General features: G+C 63.5%; 17 protein-coding genes. 3 read left to right on the forward strand and 14 right to left on the reverse strand.

The window, feature by feature from the left end:
- Positions 1-52: 52 nt before the first annotated feature.
- From FFS68_RS12305 to FFS68_RS12340, 8 genes are all read right to left on the reverse strand, one after another.
- Positions 53-1,183, reverse strand: coding sequence for an ABC transporter ATP-binding protein (locus FFS68_RS12305; RefSeq protein ID WP_137753496.1), 1,131 nt, complete (start codon positions 1,181-1,183; stop codon positions 53-55).
- 2 nt (positions 1,184-1,185) lie between these two features.
- A complete protein-coding gene (locus FFS68_RS12310) occupies positions 1,186-2,028 on the reverse strand; it encodes an ABC transporter permease (RefSeq protein ID WP_137753497.1) in 843 nt (280 codons plus the stop codon).
- A complete protein-coding gene (locus FFS68_RS12315; protein ID WP_137753498.1) occupies positions 2,028-2,933 on the reverse strand; it encodes an ABC transporter permease in 906 nt (301 codons plus the stop codon). The genes FFS68_RS12310 and FFS68_RS12315 overlap by 1 nt, the downstream gene beginning before the upstream one ends.
- A gap of 18 nt (positions 2,934-2,951) precedes the next feature.
- Positions 2,952-4,058 carry a spermidine/putrescine ABC transporter substrate-binding protein gene (locus tag FFS68_RS12320; RefSeq protein WP_137753499.1) on the reverse strand — a complete coding sequence of 369 codons (1,107 nt, stop codon included), beginning with the start codon at positions 4,056-4,058 and terminating at the stop codon, positions 2,952-2,954.
- Between the two features lie 90 nt (positions 4,059-4,148).
- Positions 4,149-5,540 carry a glutamine synthetase family protein gene (locus FFS68_RS12325; protein ID WP_137753500.1) on the reverse strand — a complete coding sequence of 464 codons (1,392 nt, stop codon included), beginning with the start codon at positions 5,538-5,540 and terminating at the stop codon, positions 4,149-4,151.
- 7 nt (positions 5,541-5,547) lie between these two features.
- Positions 5,548-6,891, reverse strand: a complete 1,344-nt coding sequence (locus FFS68_RS12330) for an aspartate aminotransferase family protein (protein ID WP_137753501.1) — start codon at positions 6,889-6,891, stop codon at positions 5,548-5,550.
- Positions 6,888-8,153 carry an FAD-binding oxidoreductase gene (locus FFS68_RS12335; protein ID WP_137753502.1) on the reverse strand — a complete coding sequence of 422 codons (1,266 nt, stop codon included), beginning with the start codon at positions 8,151-8,153 and terminating at the stop codon, positions 6,888-6,890. Before FFS68_RS12335 ends, FFS68_RS12330 begins: the two co-directional genes overlap by 4 nt.
- Positions 8,154-8,167: 14 nt before the next feature.
- Complete coding sequence (locus tag FFS68_RS12340; protein WP_137753503.1) at positions 8,168-9,514, reverse strand: glutamine synthetase family protein; 1,347 nt, start codon at positions 9,512-9,514, stop codon at positions 8,168-8,170.
- A 196-nt stretch (positions 9,515-9,710) separates the two neighbouring features.
- Between FFS68_RS12340 and FFS68_RS12345 the strand changes: the two genes are divergently transcribed.
- Entirely contained in the window at positions 9,711-10,991 is a 1,281-nt protein-coding gene (locus tag FFS68_RS12345) for an aspartate aminotransferase family protein (protein ID WP_137753530.1), read from the forward strand.
- A gap of 11 nt (positions 10,992-11,002) precedes the next feature.
- On the opposite strand, the gene FFS68_RS12350 is transcribed toward FFS68_RS12345, so the two are convergent.
- The 5 genes from FFS68_RS12350 to FFS68_RS12365 form a co-directional block, all read right to left on the reverse strand.
- Positions 11,003-11,215 (reverse strand): hypothetical protein, encoded by a 213-nt coding sequence (locus FFS68_RS12350; protein ID WP_137753504.1) that lies wholly within the window; start codon positions 11,213-11,215, stop codon positions 11,003-11,005.
- A gap of 46 nt (positions 11,216-11,261) precedes the next feature.
- The gene (locus FFS68_RS17925) at positions 11,262-11,402 is read right to left on the reverse strand and encodes a hypothetical protein (protein WP_171003861.1); all 141 of its coding nucleotides are present in this window, start codon (positions 11,400-11,402) and stop codon (positions 11,262-11,264) included.
- Between the two features lie 42 nt (positions 11,403-11,444).
- Positions 11,445-11,708: a translation initiation factor IF-1 gene (infA, locus tag FFS68_RS12355; RefSeq protein WP_056374851.1), complete on the reverse strand. Its 264-nt coding sequence runs from the start codon at positions 11,706-11,708 to the stop codon at positions 11,445-11,447.
- Positions 11,709-11,711: 3 nt separating this feature from the next.
- Positions 11,712-11,918, reverse strand: a complete 207-nt coding sequence (locus tag FFS68_RS12360; protein WP_137753505.1) for a cold-shock protein — start codon at positions 11,916-11,918, stop codon at positions 11,712-11,714.
- 188 nt (positions 11,919-12,106) lie between these two features.
- Positions 12,107-13,339, reverse strand: a complete 1,233-nt coding sequence (locus FFS68_RS12365) for an ATP-binding protein (RefSeq protein WP_137753506.1) — start codon at positions 13,337-13,339, stop codon at positions 12,107-12,109.
- A 148-nt stretch (positions 13,340-13,487) separates the two neighbouring features.
- Between FFS68_RS12365 and FFS68_RS12370 the strand changes: the two genes are divergently transcribed.
- Together FFS68_RS12370 and FFS68_RS12375 are read left to right on the forward strand one after the other, a co-directional pair.
- Positions 13,488-13,901 (forward strand): hypothetical protein, encoded by a 414-nt coding sequence (locus tag FFS68_RS12370; RefSeq protein ID WP_137753507.1) that lies wholly within the window; start codon positions 13,488-13,490, stop codon positions 13,899-13,901.
- 58 nt (positions 13,902-13,959) lie between these two features.
- Positions 13,960-14,961 carry a fumarylacetoacetate hydrolase family protein gene (locus FFS68_RS12375; protein ID WP_137753508.1) on the forward strand — a complete coding sequence of 334 codons (1,002 nt, stop codon included), beginning with the start codon at positions 13,960-13,962 and terminating at the stop codon, positions 14,959-14,961.
- A gap of 56 nt (positions 14,962-15,017) precedes the next feature.
- Here the strand turns inward: FFS68_RS12375 and FFS68_RS12380 are convergent, their stop codons facing one another.
- Entirely contained in the window at positions 15,018-15,995 is a 978-nt protein-coding gene (locus FFS68_RS12380; RefSeq protein ID WP_137753531.1) for a type II secretion system F family protein, read from the reverse strand.
- Positions 15,996-16,009 lie beyond the last annotated feature (14 nt).

The following is a 16,009-nucleotide window of genomic DNA, read 5'->3' on the forward strand; positions in this document are numbered from 1 at the left end:
GCTGTGATGGGTCCCGGATCAAGTCCGGGATGACGAAGACGGACAGTAAGGATTATCCGAGAAGAACCACCGGACTATCCGCGCGCCAGTGCATGCTGACCTTGTCGTCCCAGGTGAAATCCTCCTGGTCGTGGCGCGACAAATTGGGGCGTGAGACGCGGATGCGGGTGCCGGACTCCAGTTCGATCTCGAACAGGGTGATGTCGCCGAGATAGCTCATGCCTTTGATCTTGCCGCGCGCGAAATTATAGCCGTCGGGGGCGTCCTGCGCCGCCGCCTTGACCGCCTTGCCTTCGCCGGGGACGTGAAGATAGATTTTCTCGGGGCGCAGCGCGATCCACACGTCGGCGCCGTGCGGGCCGGTGACGCCGTGGTTCAGATACACTTTGCCCAGCCCGGGGCAGTCGACCGCGGCCTTGTCGGGATCGTCGAGGGTCAGCTTGCCCTCGAAAATATTCACCGATCCGACAAAATCGGCGACGAAGCGGTTGGCGGGATATTCGTAGAGGTCCGAGGGGGTCGCGAGTTGCGCCACCTCGCCCTTGTTGATCACCCCGATGCGGCACGCCATTGACAGCGCCTCGTCCTGGTCGTGGGTGACGGTGACGAAGGTGATGCCGACCTTTTCCTGCAATTCCGACAGCTCGAACTGCATTTGGGCGCGCAGTTTCGCGTCGAGAGCCGACAGCGGCTCGTCGAGGAGGAGCACTTTCGGGCGCATGACAAGGCTACGCGCGAGCGCGACGCGCTGGCGCTGACCGCCCGACATCTGGTCGGGCATGCGCTCACCAAAGCCGCCGAGCTTGACCAGATCAAGCGCCTCGGCGACGCGGTCCCTGATCTCGCCGCCCTTCACCCCGGCGATTTTCAGGCCGTAAGCGACATTGTCGGCGACGCTCATGTGCGGGAACACCGCATAGCTTTGGAACACCATGTTCACCGGGCGCTTGTTCGGCGGGATGCCCGCCATGTCCTGCCCGTCGATCAATATCCGGCCCTCGGTCGGCAACTCGAAGCCCGCGATCATCCGCAGCAAGGTGGTCTTGCCGCAGCCCGACGGGCCGAGCAGCACGAAGAATTCGCCGGCGTTGATGTCGAGGCTGACATTGTCGACCGCCGTCACCTTGCCAAAGCGTTTCGAGACATTCTGGATCTGGATGATCGGTTTGGCGGTTTCGGTCATGGTCAGTGGGTTTCCGCAATGGCCTTCACGCCCTGGGCCTTCAACGCGATGAAGGTCAGGACGACGGTCAGGATGATGAGCAGGGTCGACGCCGCGTTGACTTCGGGCGTTACCGAAAAGCGGACCATCGAATAGACCTTGACCGGAAAGGTGATCGTGTCGGGGCCGCTGGTGAAATAGGTGATGACGAAATCGTCAAGGCTGAGCGTGAAGGACAGCAGCGCGCCCGCGACGAGTGCGGGTTTGATGTGCGGGATCAGCACGTCGCGGAACACCTGACCTTCGCTGGCGCCAAGGTCCTTGGCCGCTTCCTCCTGCTCGCGGTTGAACGTCGCGAGCCGCGAGCGGACAACCATCGTCACAAAGGGAAAGCAGAAGGTGATATGCGCGATGGTGATCGCGCCGAGGTTGAACGGCCAGACCAGATCGGTCGGCCAGCCCACCGCGGCAAAAAACATCAGGAAGGCGACGCCGAGGCAGATTTCGGGAACGATGATCGGCAGCGAGATCGTGCCGTCGATCGCGCCTTTCCAAGGGAAACGAAAGCGCCACAGCATCACCGCCGCCAGCGTCCCGAGCACCAGGCTGGCCAGCGTCGCCAGCGCCGCGATGGTCAGCGAGTTGACCAGCGCCTCGACCAGCTGGTCGTTGCCCAGCGCCTTTTCATAATATTTGGTGGTGAAGCCGCGCCACACGACGTTGCGCTTGCTGTCGTTGAAGCTGAAAATCATCAGCACGATCAGCGGCGCGTAGAGGAAGACCATTACCGCGCCGACCCACAGGCGCATCCAGAGTTTGCGGCTATATTCGAGCGGCGCGACCGGCGTGCGGGCGAAGAGGGCCATCAGCGGACCTCCGGCACTTTTTTGCGCATCGATTGCAGCGCGATCAGGATGAACATTGCGTAGATCAGCAGGAACGAGAGCGCCGCGCCGAACGGCCAGTCATTGGCCTTCTTGAACTGGCGCTCGATGACGTTGGCGATCATCTGGCTGTCGGTGCCGCCCATCAGATCGGGGGTAAGGTAGGCGCCGAGCGCGGGGATCAGGGTGATCATCACGCCCGCGATGATACCGGGCGCTGCCAGCGGCACCACGATGCGCATGATGGTGCGGAAATGCCCGGCGCCAAGGTCGAGGCTCGCCTCGATCAGGCTGCGGTCGAGCCGGTCGAGTGCGGCGTAGAGCGGCAGCACCATGAAGGGCAGATGGACATAGACGAGCCCGAACACGACCGCGAAATTGTTGAACAGCAGCTGCACCGGCTCCCACGTCGGCAGTGGTTGCAGCCCGACGAGCGTCTTGATCCAGCTCGTCCCTTCCCACAGCGCGCCCATCCCCTTGTTCGCAAAGCCCTGCGTGCCGAGCAGCATCATCAGCGCATAGGTGCGGATGAGGAGGTTGGTCCAGAAGGGCAGCATGATGCCAAGCAGCAGCCACGGCCGCCATTTCTCGCTGGCAAAGGTGATCGCCATCGCAACCGGAAAACCAATGATCAGGCAGATCAGGGTGACGAGCGCCGCGACCGCGAAGCTCTTGCCGAAAATCGTCAGATACAGCCACTCGGTGGCGCGCTTGTAGTTTTCGAGCGTGCCCGAAAATTCGATGTCGGTCAGGCCGCGATTCTCGCCAAAGCTGTAGAGCCAGACGATGGCCATCGGCACGAGGAAGAAGACGACCACCCAGAACAGGGTCGGCAGCGACACCGCCGCGAAGGTCCGTTTGCTTGTCTTCCAATCCTGCTCGGCCACCCCCCAAGCCCTTCGTGATCACGCCGCCCGCACCCGCGTAAACGCTTCTTCGTACAGCGGCTGCAAGGTCGGGTTGAACTTGGCATATTCGCATTTGGCCAGCACGTCGGCGGGCGGATAGATGACCGGGTTGTTCTTGTAACTGTCGGGCATCAGCGCCTTGGCCGCGGCATTGGGGGTCGGGTAGAGGATCGTTTCGGTGATCTTCTTGCCGACTTCGCCGTCAAGCAGATAGTTGATGAAGGCGTGGGCGTTCTTCGGGTGCGGCGCGCCCTTCGGAATGCACAAATTGTCCGAATTGAGCTGACTGCCTTCTTTCGGCACGACGAAATCGATATCGTCATCCTCGGTCATCGCCTGCGCGATGTCGCCATTATATTCGAGCACCAGGTCGACATCGCCCTTGAGCAGCAGATCCTGTCCGTCATCGACGTGGAAATTTTTTACATTGGGCTTTTGCTTGATCATCATCGCCTCGATCGTCGCGATGTCGGCGGGGGTCAGTGCGTTGACCGATTTGCCCAGATATTTGCCGTAAAGGCGGAACATGTCGCCAGCCTCCGACAGCAACGCGATGCGGCCGGCATATTCGGGGCTGTCGAACAGGACTTTCCAGCTGTCGGGCTTCGCCTTCACCTTCGACTTGCGATAGCCGATGCCGAGCGCGAGCCAGGTGTAGGGCATCGAAAATTTGCGGCCCTGGTCATAATCGACGTCGATAAAGGTCGGGTCGATATTCTTCATATTCGGGATTTGGGTATGGTCGAGCGTCTGCAGCATGCCCGCCTGCGCCATGCGTTCGACAAAGTCGTTCGAGGGGACGATTACGTCGTAACCGGGATTGCCGGCCTTGAACTTGGCGAACAGCACGTCGTTGCTGTCGAACAGGTCCATCTTCACTTCGACGCCGCTGGCTTCCTTGAAATCGTCGAGCGTCGTCTCGCCGATATAGGTGTCCCAGTTGTAGAAGTTGAGCTTGCCCTCTTCGCCATTGGCGAGCTTTTTGCCTTCGCCCTTGCTGCATGCGGCAAGACCGCCAAAGCTGATCCCGATCGCCGCGACCCCCATCGCCTGCAAGAGCGAGCGACGCCCGCGGGTTTGCTTGATCAGTTCGTTCAGATCCATGACGGCCTCCCTTTTGTGACGTCAAGCTGACTCAATAAAGTCCGCTTGGAAAGAGGTTATTTTGCACCGCAGCACGAATCTTTGAAAGATTCATGCGTTGCGAAGGTACCAGTCGTAATCGAGCGTGGGTACGACGCCGAAATAGCGGTCCTGTTCGACGCGTTTGACGATGCTGAACATGTCGATGAAGCGGGTTCCCAGATAGTCGCGCATCAGCGCCGAGCCGTGGAAGCGATCGACCGCGGCGAACCAGTTCGACGGCGGCTTGTCGTCGCCGCTGTTGTCGCGGTCATAGCCGTTGCCGACGGCCGCGGCGCCGGGGTCGGTCTTGTTTGCCATGCCATGATGCATCCCGGCGAGCACCGCGGCCACGGCGAGATAGGGATTGGCGTCGGCACCGCAGGCGCGATGCTCGACATGGCGGCTTGGCGGTGGGCCGGCGGGGATACGGAACGACACGGTGCGGTTGTTGACGCCCCAGGTCGGTGCGACCGGGGCGTAGCTGTTCGCTTTGAAGCGACGATAGCTGTTGGCGTGCGGGGCAAAAAGCGCGAAGGCGTCGCCGACGGTGCCGATCATGCCGCCGATCGCATGGCGCAGCGCCGGGGTGCCCGCGGGATCGTCGCTGGCAAAGATGTTGGTGCCCGAACCATCGTTGACCGAGACATGGATGTGCATGCCGCTGCCCGCCTGCTCGGCGAAGGGTTTGGCCATGAAAGTTGCTTCCAGGCCGTGCTGCTGCGCGACCGCCTTGACCAGCCGTTTGTACATAATTGCATCGTCGCAGGCGCGCAGGGCGTCGGGTTTGTGGCGCAGGGTCAGCTCGAACTGACCCGGCGCGAATTCGGAGATTGCGCTTTCGAGCGGAATGTCCTGCGCATCGGTTGCCGCGTAAAGCGCGTCGAAGAAGGGCCGGAAATCGTCGAGCTCGCGCAGGCCGTAGACCTCGACATTGCGCGGCGTGTCGCGGCTGTAGCCGGGGCGGGCGGGGCGCACGGTGCCGTCGCGGGCGCGGCGCGGATCGACGAGATAGAATTCCAGCTCGACCGCGAGCACCGGGGTCAGCCCATCGGCGACAAAACGATCGATCACGCCGCCCAGCACATGGCGTGGATCGAGGTCGTGCGGGGTGCCGTCGAGCTCGTAGAAATCGACCAGGAACTGCGCGGCATGGTCGCCGCCCCACGGGGTGCGGACAAGGGTGCCGGGGATCGGCTTCATCGACCGGTCGGCGTCGCCATCCTCCCACACCAGGCCGGTTTCGACCGTGTCCTGCCCGGTGATGTCGACGACGGTGATCGATCCGGGGAACATCCGCCCGCTTTCGTAAACCGCTATCACCTCATGCTGGCGCAGCCGCTTGCCGCGCGGCACGCCGCCCATGTCGGTATAGATCATCTCGATCGAATCGACCTCGGGATTGGCCTTGAAAAAGGCCTCGGCCTCCGATCGCGGCGCCACAATGCCTGATGATTTCGACATCGCCCCTCTACTCCTTCAACGCTTTTGAGCAGTCGGCGAAACCGCCCACCAGCCGGTCGATCTGGTCGTCGCCGGTAACCGGGCTCACCAACATCATATTGTGAAAGGGCGCCAGCAAAATCCCGCGGTTGGCGAGGAACAGGTGGATCGCCGCCTCCAGTTCGGGCTGCATTGCCGCTTTTGCCTCGCCGCCGTTGCGCGGCGAGGTGGGGCAGGTGAGGAATTCGACCCGCGCGCCGACCTGAGCGACGTGCCAGTCGAGATCGGCGGCGGCGATTTCCTGCTCCAGCCCGGCCACCAGCCGCGCGGCGCCGCGCAGCATATGGTCATAGGCGGCGGGGGTGATAACCTCGCCCAGCATCGCATCCATCGCGGTGATCGCGAGCGCGTTGGCCGAGAGCGTGGTGCCGATGCCGCTATGTCCGGGCGGGCGCGCTGCGTTCAGCGTCGCCATGCGTTCGGCCACCTCGGCGCTGAAGCCGTAGACGGCGCAGGGGACGCCGCCGCCGATCGACTTGCCGACGACCATAAGATCGGGTGTCGGCCCATGCGCGACGCCATGGCCGCCATAGCCCGAGGAGATAGTGTGCGTTTCGTCGAAGACGAGCAAGGTGCCGGTCTCGTCGCAAAGCGTGCGGAGCGTTTGCAAGAAGCCCGGCGCATCGCGCACCATTCCGACATTGGTCATCACCGGCTCGACGAGGACGCAGGCGATATCGCCGCGGCGCAGCGCGTCGGCGAGGGCGGCTTCGTCGTTGAATTCAATCACCGTCGTGGTGTCGCGCAGATCGTGAAGCTGGCCGATCAGGCTGCCGCGCATGACGGGCTGGCCGTTCTTCAGGTCGACGAAGACGTCGTCGACCGCGCCATGATAGGCGCCGTTGAAGATCAGCACTTTCGCCCGCCCGCTGATCCCGCGGGACCAACGGATGACCGCGCGATTGGCTTCGCTCGCGGTGGTTGTGACCTGCCACTGGGGCAGGCCGAACATCGCGGCGAGCTTGGCCGACAGCGCCGCGCCGCGCGGCGTCGGCAACATGTAGCTCAGCCCTTCGCTCGCCTGCTGCGTCAGCGCGGCGGCGAGCGCAGGTGGCGAATGGCCGAACAGGCTGGCAGTGTCGCCCAGGCAGAAATCGTCATAGGTCTGGCCGTCGATACTGATCAGCGTCGCGTTCTTTGCCGACGCGGCGACGATCGGCACCGGGCTGGGCCAGTCGCGCATCCAGTGGAACGGCACCGACTGGAACCAGCCGCTTGCCGCGGCCTGATGGGCAAAGGCATGGCGATTGGCGGCGCGAAAGCGGTCGGCCTCTCGCGCCGCGACGCGCGCTATGGCGCCATCGGATATCACCCGAGCCGGTCCTTCATCGCATAATAGAGCAGCCCGAGCGTCGCGAGCGGTTGGCGGAGCCATTTGCCGCCGGGGAAGGGGCGACTGGGCAGGCCCGCCAGCACATCGAACCGCTCGGCGGTCCCCGCCATCGCCTCGGCGATCAGCTCGCCTGCCAGTGTCGTGACCAGCGCGCCATGCCCCGAAAAGCCGTGCGCGAAAAAGACGTTCCCGCGCCGCCCGATATGCGGCAGCCGTTTCATCGTCACCGCGACCGCACCACCCCAGCCATAGTCGATCGGCGCGTCGGCGATCTGCGGGAACACCTCGGCCATGAACGGCCGCACGAACGCCGCAATATCGCGCGGCGGGGTCTGCGAATAACGCTCGCCGCCGCCGAAGATGAGCCGCTTGTCGGCCGACAGGCGGAAATAGTTGAGCACGAACCGGCTGTCGGCAACGGCCGCATCGCTGGGCAGCAGCGCGTCGGCATTGGGCAGCGGCGCGGTTGCGATATTATAGTTCATGATCGGCACGGTGTAGCGGCCGAGATCAGGTTCGAGGTCGCCGATCCAGCTGTCGGTGGCGTCGATGAAATATCGTGTCTCTATCGTCGACTCGCCGAGAAACAACTCGCCGCCAGTGCGGTCGAGGATCCAGTTAGCACGCTGTCCCTCAAGAATCCGGACGCCCGCCGCTTCGGCTGCTTTGGCCAAGCCGATTGCGTAGTTGAGCGGATGGAAATGTCCACCTTGCAGATCGTGGATGCCACCATGGTAAAGCGGGCTTTCGATATGAGCGCCCATTTCGGCTTTTGTGATTACATCGGTTTCATAGCTGCGGCGTTTGGCGAGGTAATCGGCTTCGCGGCGCATCGCATCGAAATCTTTTGGCGTCCACGCAGCCTCCAGATGTCCAACCTTGAGGTCGCACGCGATGCCATGTTTTTCGATCCGCGCTTTCACCCGGTTCTGGCGCCAGCACAGGTCAAACAGTGCGTCGGAGCGCTCGCGTCCGAATTCGGCCTCCAGTTCGGAAACCGACCAGCGAAGGCCAGGGATCAATTGCCCGCCATTTCGCCCCGATGCGCCAAATCCAACATGCTCGGCTTCAACCAAAATGACTGAAAAGCCGCGCTCAGCGCAAGCAAGCGCTGCCGATAATCCCGTAAAACCCCCACCGATAACGGCCACATCGCAAGCATGGTCGCCTACGATATCGGGGTGTGCGGGCCACTCATGCGCGGTCGCGGCATAATAGCTGTTGGCAAGCGGATCGATCATGGCCGGGCTGCGGGTCAGACCCGCATCAACAGATGTTCGCGTTCCCAGCTCGACACCACCGACTGGTAGTTGAACAGCTCATAATCCTTCACCGCAAAGAAGATTTCAAAGAAATCATCGCCGAGCAGGTTGCGGACTTTTTTGCATGAGCTGAACCGGTCGAGCGCCGCCTCCAACGTCCGCGGCAACGTGCGGGCGCGGTTGTACGCGCTGCCGGTGATCGACTTGGCCGGGACCATGCGGTCGACGACGCCGATATAGCCGCAGATCAGCGACGCGGCGATCGCCAGATAGGGGTTGCTGTCGGCACCCGGCAGACGGTTTTCGACGCGGCGGTTGGCGCGTTCGGAGATCGGGACGCGGAATCCGCATGACCTGTTGTCCTCGCCCCACTGGACGTTGATCGGCGCCGCGCTGTCGGGGCGCATGCGGCGGAAGCTGTTGACGTTGGGGGCCCACAGCGGCGCGATCTGCGGCATATAGCGCACCAGACCCGCAATATAGCTGCGGAACATCGCACTGTCGCGGCCGTTGGCGGTCGAGAACAGGTTCTTGCCGGTCGTCGCATCGACAACCGACTGGTGGATGTGCATCGCGCTGCCCGGCTGGCCCGCCATCGGATTGGCCATGAAAGTCGCATAGACGTCGTGCTGCTTGGCGACGTTGCGCACGACGCGCTTGAACAGGAACACTTCGTCGGCGAGCCGCAAGGGGTCGCCATGCTCGAAATTGACCTCGAGCTGCGCGGCACCCATTTCGTGGATCATCGTGTCGATATCGAGCCCCATCAGCTCGCAATCGTCATAGATATGATCGATGATATCCTCATATTCGTTCATCGCCTCCAGCCCGTAGGGCTGGCTGGCGGACTCGCTGCGCCCCGACTGACCGGTCGGCGGGGTCAGCGGAAAGTCGGGATCGACATTCTGCGACACCAGGTAAAATTCGACCTCGGGCGCGATGACCGGGCGCCAGCCCTTTTCCGCATAGAGCGCGAGCACCTTTTTCAGGATGGTGCGCGGCGCGATGTCGACCTCGCTGCCGTCGCGGTTGAGCACGTCGGCAATGACAAAAGCGGTCGGCGATTTGAACCCGGGCGCGACGCAGATGGTGTCGGGGTCGGCGATCAAAATCTTGTCGGGATCCTTGTCCCAGATGTCGTCGATGTCTTCGGGATAATGGCCGTCGATCGTGCAGATGAACACGCTGCCCGGGATGCGCAGCGACTTGTCCTTGACCGAAGTGAGGAACTTCTTGGCGGGCAGCACCTTGCCGCGCTGGACCCCGTTGATGTCGGGTACGATACATTCGACTTCGTCGATTTTATGGTCGCTGATCCATTGATCCAGATTGACTGACATGAGCCCCCGATTGGGCCAAGGAGCTGGCCCTGCTGTGTCCGCACAGCCTATCGTGAAGTCGCGCCCAGCGCCAGAGGGGCAGTTATCGGCCATTTTCGGCGTTGCCAGTGTCGAGCGCGGCGGCCACTATGCGCCGGTTCGACTGACCGGGAGAGTGGTAGTGAAGGGCGAGAATGATCCGCTGGCAGCCTTCTGGATGCCGTTTACCGCCAACCGCGCGTATAAGGCGACCCCGCGCCAGCTGGTATCGGCGAGCGGCATGTTTTATCAAAGCGGTGATGGCCGGACGATCCTCGACAGCACGTCGGGGCTGTGGTGCAGCAATGCGGGTCATTGCCGCGACGAAATCACCGAAGCCATCGCGAACGCCGCAGCGACGCTCGATTTTGCGCCGACCTTTCAGCTGGGCCATCCGCTGCCGTTTGAACTGGCGCGGCGGCTGGCGGCACTGATGCCCGACGGGCTCGACCGGATATTCTTTACCAACAGCGGTTCCGAATCGGTTGATACGGCGCTGAAAATCGCGCTCGCGATCCAGCGCGCAAAGGGGCAGGGGACGCGGACCCGACTGATCGGGCGCGAGCGCGGCTATCACGGCACCGGCTTTGGCGGAATCAGCGTCGGCGGCCTCGTCAACAACCGCCGCGCCTTTGGCGGCGGCCTGCCCGGTGTCGATCACCTGCGTCACACGCACGACATCGCGCGCAACGCCTTCACGCGCGGCTTTCCGCAGCATGGCGCCGAGCTCGCCGACGATCTCCAGCGCCTCGTCGACCTCCACGGCGCCGAGACCATCGCGGCGGTGATCGTCGAGCCGATGGCCGGATCGACCGGGGTGCTGGTGCCGCCGGTCGGCTATCTGCAGCGGCTGCGCGAGATTTGCGACCGGCACGGGATCATTATGATCTTCGACGAGGTCATCACCGCATTCGGCCGCGTCGGCGGTGCCACCGCGGCGGGGCGGTGGGGCGTCACCCCCGACATCATCACGATGGCAAAAGGGCTGACCAATGCCGCGGTGCCGATGGGCGCCGTCGCGGTGAAGCGCGAACTGCACGACGCGGTGCTGGACAGCGTCGATGCGGGCATCGAACTGTTCCACGGCTACACTTATTCGGGGCATCCGCTGGCGAGTGCCGCGGGGCTGGCGACGCTGGATCTATATGCCCGCGACGGTCTGTTCGACCGGGCGATCGAACTCGGCGGCTATTGGGAGGATGCGGCGCACAGCCTGAACGGGCGGCGGCATGTCATCGACATTCGCACCATCGGGCTGGTCGCCGGGATCGAACTGGAGCCCCGCGTCGGCGCCCCGACGGCGCGGGCGATGGAACTGTTCCACGCTGCCTTCGACAACGGCCTGCTGGTTCGCGCAACCGGCGACATCATCGCGCTGTCGCCGCCGCTGATTGTCGAAAAGGTACAGATTGACGCGATGTTCGGCATGATTGCCGACTTGCTCGACCGCATCGACTGACGGGACGCCCGTCAGTCGGCGGTTGCGTTGGCCTCGACCTTGGCGGCGGTGATTGCGGCCTGCCGCGCGCGGGTCGCTTCGGTCTGGATCAGCCGTTCGGCCATCGTCCGCCACGCCTGTTCGGCGCGCAAATTGCGGTCGCGGACCTGCGACAAGGTGCTCGCCGCCGCATCGACCGCGCATTTATCCGCCTGTGTCAGGTAAAAATCACTGGTGTTCGACATGGCGGATATCCTCGGGTCTATGGTGGGTCGGGGGTGGTGAGAGAGCTCAGTCGATCATCTGGGCGATCAGACGGCGCAGTTCGCGGCGCGTCAGCGTGGGCGATCGCCGGATGGTCTTTTCGGCCGGCGCGTCGATCGCGGCAAAGGGGCGAAGCAGAGAAGGGAAAGCATTCAAAGTAAAGTTCATATTATCCTGTAATCATTATATATATTTGGCTGGATCTGGAAATCAGCGGCGGTTGCCCTTGCGGGGCCCGCCACCGGCCGGACCGGCGCCGCGATCGCGATATACGATGCGGCCTTTGGTCAGGTCATAGGGCGTCATTTCGACGCGAACGGCATCGCCAACGACCGACCGGATACGAAAGCGTCGCATCCGGCCAGCCGTGTAAGCGATGATGCGATGATCATTCTCCAACACGACGCCGAAGCGCCCGTCGGGAAGAATCTCATCGATCTGGCCGTCGAGGGTCAGCAGTTCCTCTTTGGCCAAAGATCAGGCCTGCTGAATGTTGACGGCGGCGACTTTGCCGCGCTGGTCGGTCTCGACGTCATAGGAAACGCGCTGATCCTTGTTCAGCGTCGTCATCCCGGCGCGCTCGAGGGCGGTGATATGGACGAAATTGTCGCCCGAACCATCCTCGTTGGCGATGAAGCCATAACCTTTGTCGGTGTTGAAGAATTTAACGGTGCCGGTGGGCATGGGTCGTTCCTTTCACGGAAGCGGAGTTACCATCGGCCGATGCCGATGGCGCCAGGTGGCGTGAGGAAGGAAGTGACTGCCGTTGCGGCAACAAAATCCGTCGAAAGCGACGATAGCCCGCACAAGATGGGGCCTGGGGGGCGAAAAGTCAAGGATCGGCCGGGATTCGCGCCGCCGGTCGCTTCCGATCAGCCGTCGGCAAGCAGCGGAAAAGTCACCGAAACGCGCGTTCCCTTGCCGACTTCGCTGTCGATGTCGAGCTGGCCCTGATGGCGCTCGCCGATGTGTTTGACGATCGCCAGGCCCAGCCCGGTGCCGCCGACCGAACGGCTGCGCGCCTCGTCGACGCGGTAGAAACGTTCGGTCAGCCGGGGCAGGTGGTCGGGCGCAATGCCGTCGCCCGCGTCGCTGACGGACAGCCGGACGCGCCGCCCTTCACGGACCAGCTCGACCGTCACCGGGGTTCCGCCATGGCCATATTTCATCGCGTTCGAAATGATATTGTGGGTCAGCTGGCTCAGCTGTGCGGCGTCGCCCAGCATCGGCTGCGGCCCGTCGCCCAACCTCGCCACCACGTCCTTGGCGCGGGCGGGCTCGCTATCGCTCAGCTGGGCGATCGTGGTCCGGACGATCGCGGCCAGATCGACGGCGGTTGTCGGTCGGCGAAACCGGTCGGCCTCGACGCGCGAGATCGACAGCAGGTCGATGACCAGTTGCTGCATCCGCCTCGCCTCGCGTTCGATGATCGACAGAAACCGGTCGCGGGTCGGCGCGTCGGCCTCGCCATTCATTTCCTGCAGCGTTTCGACATAGCCAAGGATCGCGGCGAGCGGGGTACGCAGTTCGTGGCTGGCGTTGGCGACGAAATCGGACCGCATCCGGTCGGCGGCATCGATGGCGGACCGGTCTGACAGAAAGATGATATATTCGCTGCCCGACAAAGCGGCGATCCGCATCGTCCAGCGCTGGCCGGGCCGGGGAAAATCGATCAGGTTCACTGTGTCCAGCGGGGCTTCGGCGTCGATGCGCGACAGCCATTCGGTCGCGGCGGGGTGACGGATCGCGGTTCGCACGTCGGCGCCGACGATATGCCGTCCCAACAGGCGGACGGCGGCGTCATTGGCGATCGTGACGATATTGTCCGCGGTGCCCAGCAGCGGCTCTTTTTCCTGATCGACCCAATGGGCGAAATCGGGATGGCGGAGCAGCGAAACGGGTGGGACTTTGGCCGGTGGCTGCGCGGTGGACTGCGCGTCGGGTGCCGCGGGCGGCAGCGCGCTGTATACGGTGACAGCGGCGACGAACCCGGCGATCGTCATGATCGCGATGGCCAATGGATCGCCGCCGGTCAACGCGGCAAAGATAGCCGCGATGACAACCATCGTCAGGGCAATGACGAAGCTGGACAGGCGATCGAACATCGCCTGCGCGCCTCGCACGAAGCGAGGGGCGGGGCAAGGCTGTTTGCGGAGGTTAACCCTTGCCCTGGGGATGTCCCAAACCGGGATGTGATCGCTTCCCGCAGGTGTTTTGCTTTTCCTTGCGTCGTCATTGGGTTATGCGCCGACCATGAGCGAGAACGAAATTCCGAACGAAAATCCCGTCGAAGCGGGCGACGTCATTCCGTCGCGGCGCCGGATGCTGGCGCTCGGCGCGGTCGGCGTCTCGGCGGCGCTGACGATCCGCCCCGCGTTCGCGCAGACCGCGGTGTCGGTGATGAACTGCCAGATTCCGGTGCCAGGCCCGGGCGGCGCCGGAAAATTTATCGACACCCAGGGCAAGCTGGTGCCGCCGGGGACCAAGGGCGCCTTTCCTGGCGCGCTGCGGCCGTTCACCGGCGAGGAAGTGAAACGCGCCTTCCGCGGCCAGACCCTGCCCGGGACGACCTATAATCAGTCGCAGGCGTATCTGCAGTATATCCGGCGCTTGCAGGCGGGGCAGAGCGGCTTTACCTGTTTCGCATCGATCACGACGTCGCGCTGATTTTCGCTCCTATTCTGGCGATGTCGGTTCAGCCGCGTCGTCAGCCAAAGGAGTTTCCGTGAAACTAGCTTCGCTCAAACAGGGCCGCGATGGCCGTCTTGTCGTCGTTTCGGACGATCTTGCCTGGTATGCCGACGCCGGTCAGATCGTCCCGACGTTGCAGGCGGCGCTCGACAATTGGGCTTATGCCGCGCCGCGCCTTGCCGCGCTGGCCGAAGACCTCAATCACGATGCCATCCCGAAGGAGCGTTTTCACGAGCGCGACGCCGCGTCGCCGTTGCCCCGCGCCTACCAATGGGCCGACGGCAGCGCCTATGTGAACCATGTGGCGCTGGTCCGGCAGGCGCGCGGCGCCGAAATGCCTGACAGCTTCTGGCATGACCCGTTGATGTACCAAGGGGGCAGCGATGCGTTTCTTGGGCCGCGGGATCCGATCCCGCTCGGCGACCCGGCGTGGGGATGTGACATGGAGGCCGAGGTGGTGGTGGTGACCGGCGACGTTCCCGCGGGCACCGACGCGATTGCGGCGCGCGGCTATATCCGGCTCGTCGGTCTGACCAACGATGTGTCGCTGCGCGGCCTGATCCCCGCCGAACTCGCAAAAGGCTTCGGCTTTTTCCAGTCGAAACCGTCGAGCGCGATGTCGCCGGTTTTCGTGACCCCCGACGCGCTCGGCGCGCGCTGGCAGGACGGCAAGCTGCATGGCACGCTGTGCGTCGATCTCAATGGCCAGCCGCTGGGCCGCGCCGATGCCGGGGTCGATATGACGTTCGATTTCGGGGCGCTGATTGCCCATGCAGCCAAGACGCGCGACCTGGGCGCGGGCACGATCATCGGTTCGGGTACGGTGTCGAACCGCGATGCCGACGGCGGCCCGGGCAAACCGATTGCTGCTGGCGGCCTGGGCTACAGCTGCCTGGCGGAAGTGCGAACGGTCGAAACGATCGAGCAGGGCGAGGCGAAGACACCCTTCATGCAAAAGGGCGATACGGTCCGTATCTGGATGGACGACGAGCGCCACCACAGCATCTTTGGCGCGATCGAGCAGCAGGTGATGTAAAACGAAAAGGGGCGGGATGACCCCGCCCCTTTGGCTATCGGGCTCCGGTCCGGCGATCAGCCAAAGCTGCCGCCCGACATGGCGTCGCTCAGCGAACAGGCGGCCGGACCCAGGATCACGACGAACAGCACCGGCAGAATGAACAGGATCAGCGGCACGGTCATGATGGCGGGCAGGCGCGCGGCCTTTTCTTCGGCGCGCATCATGCGTTCGTTGCGGAATTCGGCCGACAGCACACGCAGCGCACTGGCCAGCGGCGTCCCGTATTTCTCGGTCTGGATCATGGTCGTAACCACGCCCTTCACCGATTCCAGGTTGACGCGATAGGCCAGGTTTTCAAACGCCTGACGACGTTCGGTCAAAAAGCCGAGTTCGATCGAGGTCAGCGCAAATTCCTCGCCCAGTTCGGGATAGGCGCGGCCCAGTTCCTTCGACACGCGCGAAAAGGCGGTATCGACGGTCAGGCCCGCTTCGGCACAGATGACCAGCAAATCGAGCGCGTCGGGAAGCCCTTTGCGGATCGCGTCGGTGCGCTTGGACCGCTTGTTCTGCACGAACAGGTCGGGCGCCTTGTAGCCGAGGATCAGCGCCGCCATCGTCGCCCCCGACCGCTTGAACGGCGTCAGATCGGGCCACATCTCCAGCCCATAGATCAGGAAGGCGGCAATGCCGCCAAACACGATCGGCAGAACCAGGCGGCCAAAAATCACCGCGACGGCCAGATCCTTGGACCGGATCCCCGCCTGCGCCAGCTTTTGCTGAACCTCCTTGACCTGACCTTCCTGCAGCACCTGGAGCTTGCCCAGGAACGTCCGCATCTTGTCGGCATGCTGGTTCTTGCGCACCAGTTTGGCGCGGCGTTTGGCGGTCGATGCGGTGATGCCCGCCTTCAATTGCTCGCGGCGTTCGTTGAGCGCCTTGACGCGCTTGGTCATCGGATTGCGCACCGTCAGCGCGCCATAGATGGCGAACAGAACGGCAAAAACCCCGACCGCGGCCAGCATCGTGCCGGCCCAGATGACATCGACGCCCATCAGCGTCGGGCCCG

Source organism: Sphingopyxis sp. L1A2A, assembly GCF_005502465.1.
Taxonomy (GTDB): domain Bacteria; phylum Pseudomonadota; class Alphaproteobacteria; order Sphingomonadales; family Sphingomonadaceae; genus Sphingopyxis.

Coding starts and splice junctions, on each gene's coding strand:
- FFS68_RS12305 (WP_137753496.1), bottom strand. CDS start 1,183: ATGACCGAAACCGCCAAACCGATCATCCAGATCCAGAATGTCTCGAAA.
- FFS68_RS12310 (WP_137753497.1), bottom strand. CDS start 2,028: ATGGCCCTCTTCGCCCGCACGCCGGTCGCGCCGCTCGAATATAGCCGC.
- FFS68_RS12320 (WP_137753499.1), bottom strand. CDS start 4,058: ATGGATCTGAACGAACTGATCAAGCAAACCCGCGGGCGTCGCTCGCTC.
- FFS68_RS12325 (WP_137753500.1), bottom strand. CDS start 5,540: ATGTCGAAATCATCAGGCATTGTGGCGCCGCGATCGGAGGCCGAGGCC.
- FFS68_RS12335 (WP_137753502.1), bottom strand. CDS start 8,153: ATGATCGATCCGCTTGCCAACAGCTATTATGCCGCGACCGCGCATGAG.
- FFS68_RS12340 (WP_137753503.1), bottom strand. CDS start 9,514: ATGTCAGTCAATCTGGATCAATGGATCAGCGACCATAAAATCGACGAA.
- FFS68_RS12345 (WP_137753530.1), top strand. CDS start 9,711: ATGCCGTTTACCGCCAACCGCGCGTATAAGGCGACCCCGCGCCAGCTG.
- FFS68_RS12350 (WP_137753504.1), bottom strand. CDS start 11,215: ATGTCGAACACCAGTGATTTTTACCTGACACAGGCGGATAAATGCGCG.
- FFS68_RS17925 (WP_171003861.1), bottom strand. CDS start 11,402: ATGAACTTTACTTTGAATGCTTTCCCTTCTCTGCTTCGCCCCTTTGCC.
- FFS68_RS12360 (WP_137753505.1), bottom strand. CDS start 11,918: ATGCCCACCGGCACCGTTAAATTCTTCAACACCGACAAAGGTTATGGC.
- FFS68_RS12365 (WP_137753506.1), bottom strand. CDS start 13,339: ATGTTCGATCGCCTGTCCAGCTTCGTCATTGCCCTGACGATGGTTGTC.
- FFS68_RS12370 (WP_137753507.1), top strand. CDS start 13,488: ATGAGCGAGAACGAAATTCCGAACGAAAATCCCGTCGAAGCGGGCGAC.
- FFS68_RS12380 (WP_137753531.1), bottom strand. CDS start 15,995: ATGGGCGTCGATGTCATCTGGGCCGGCACGATGCTGGCCGCGGTCGGG.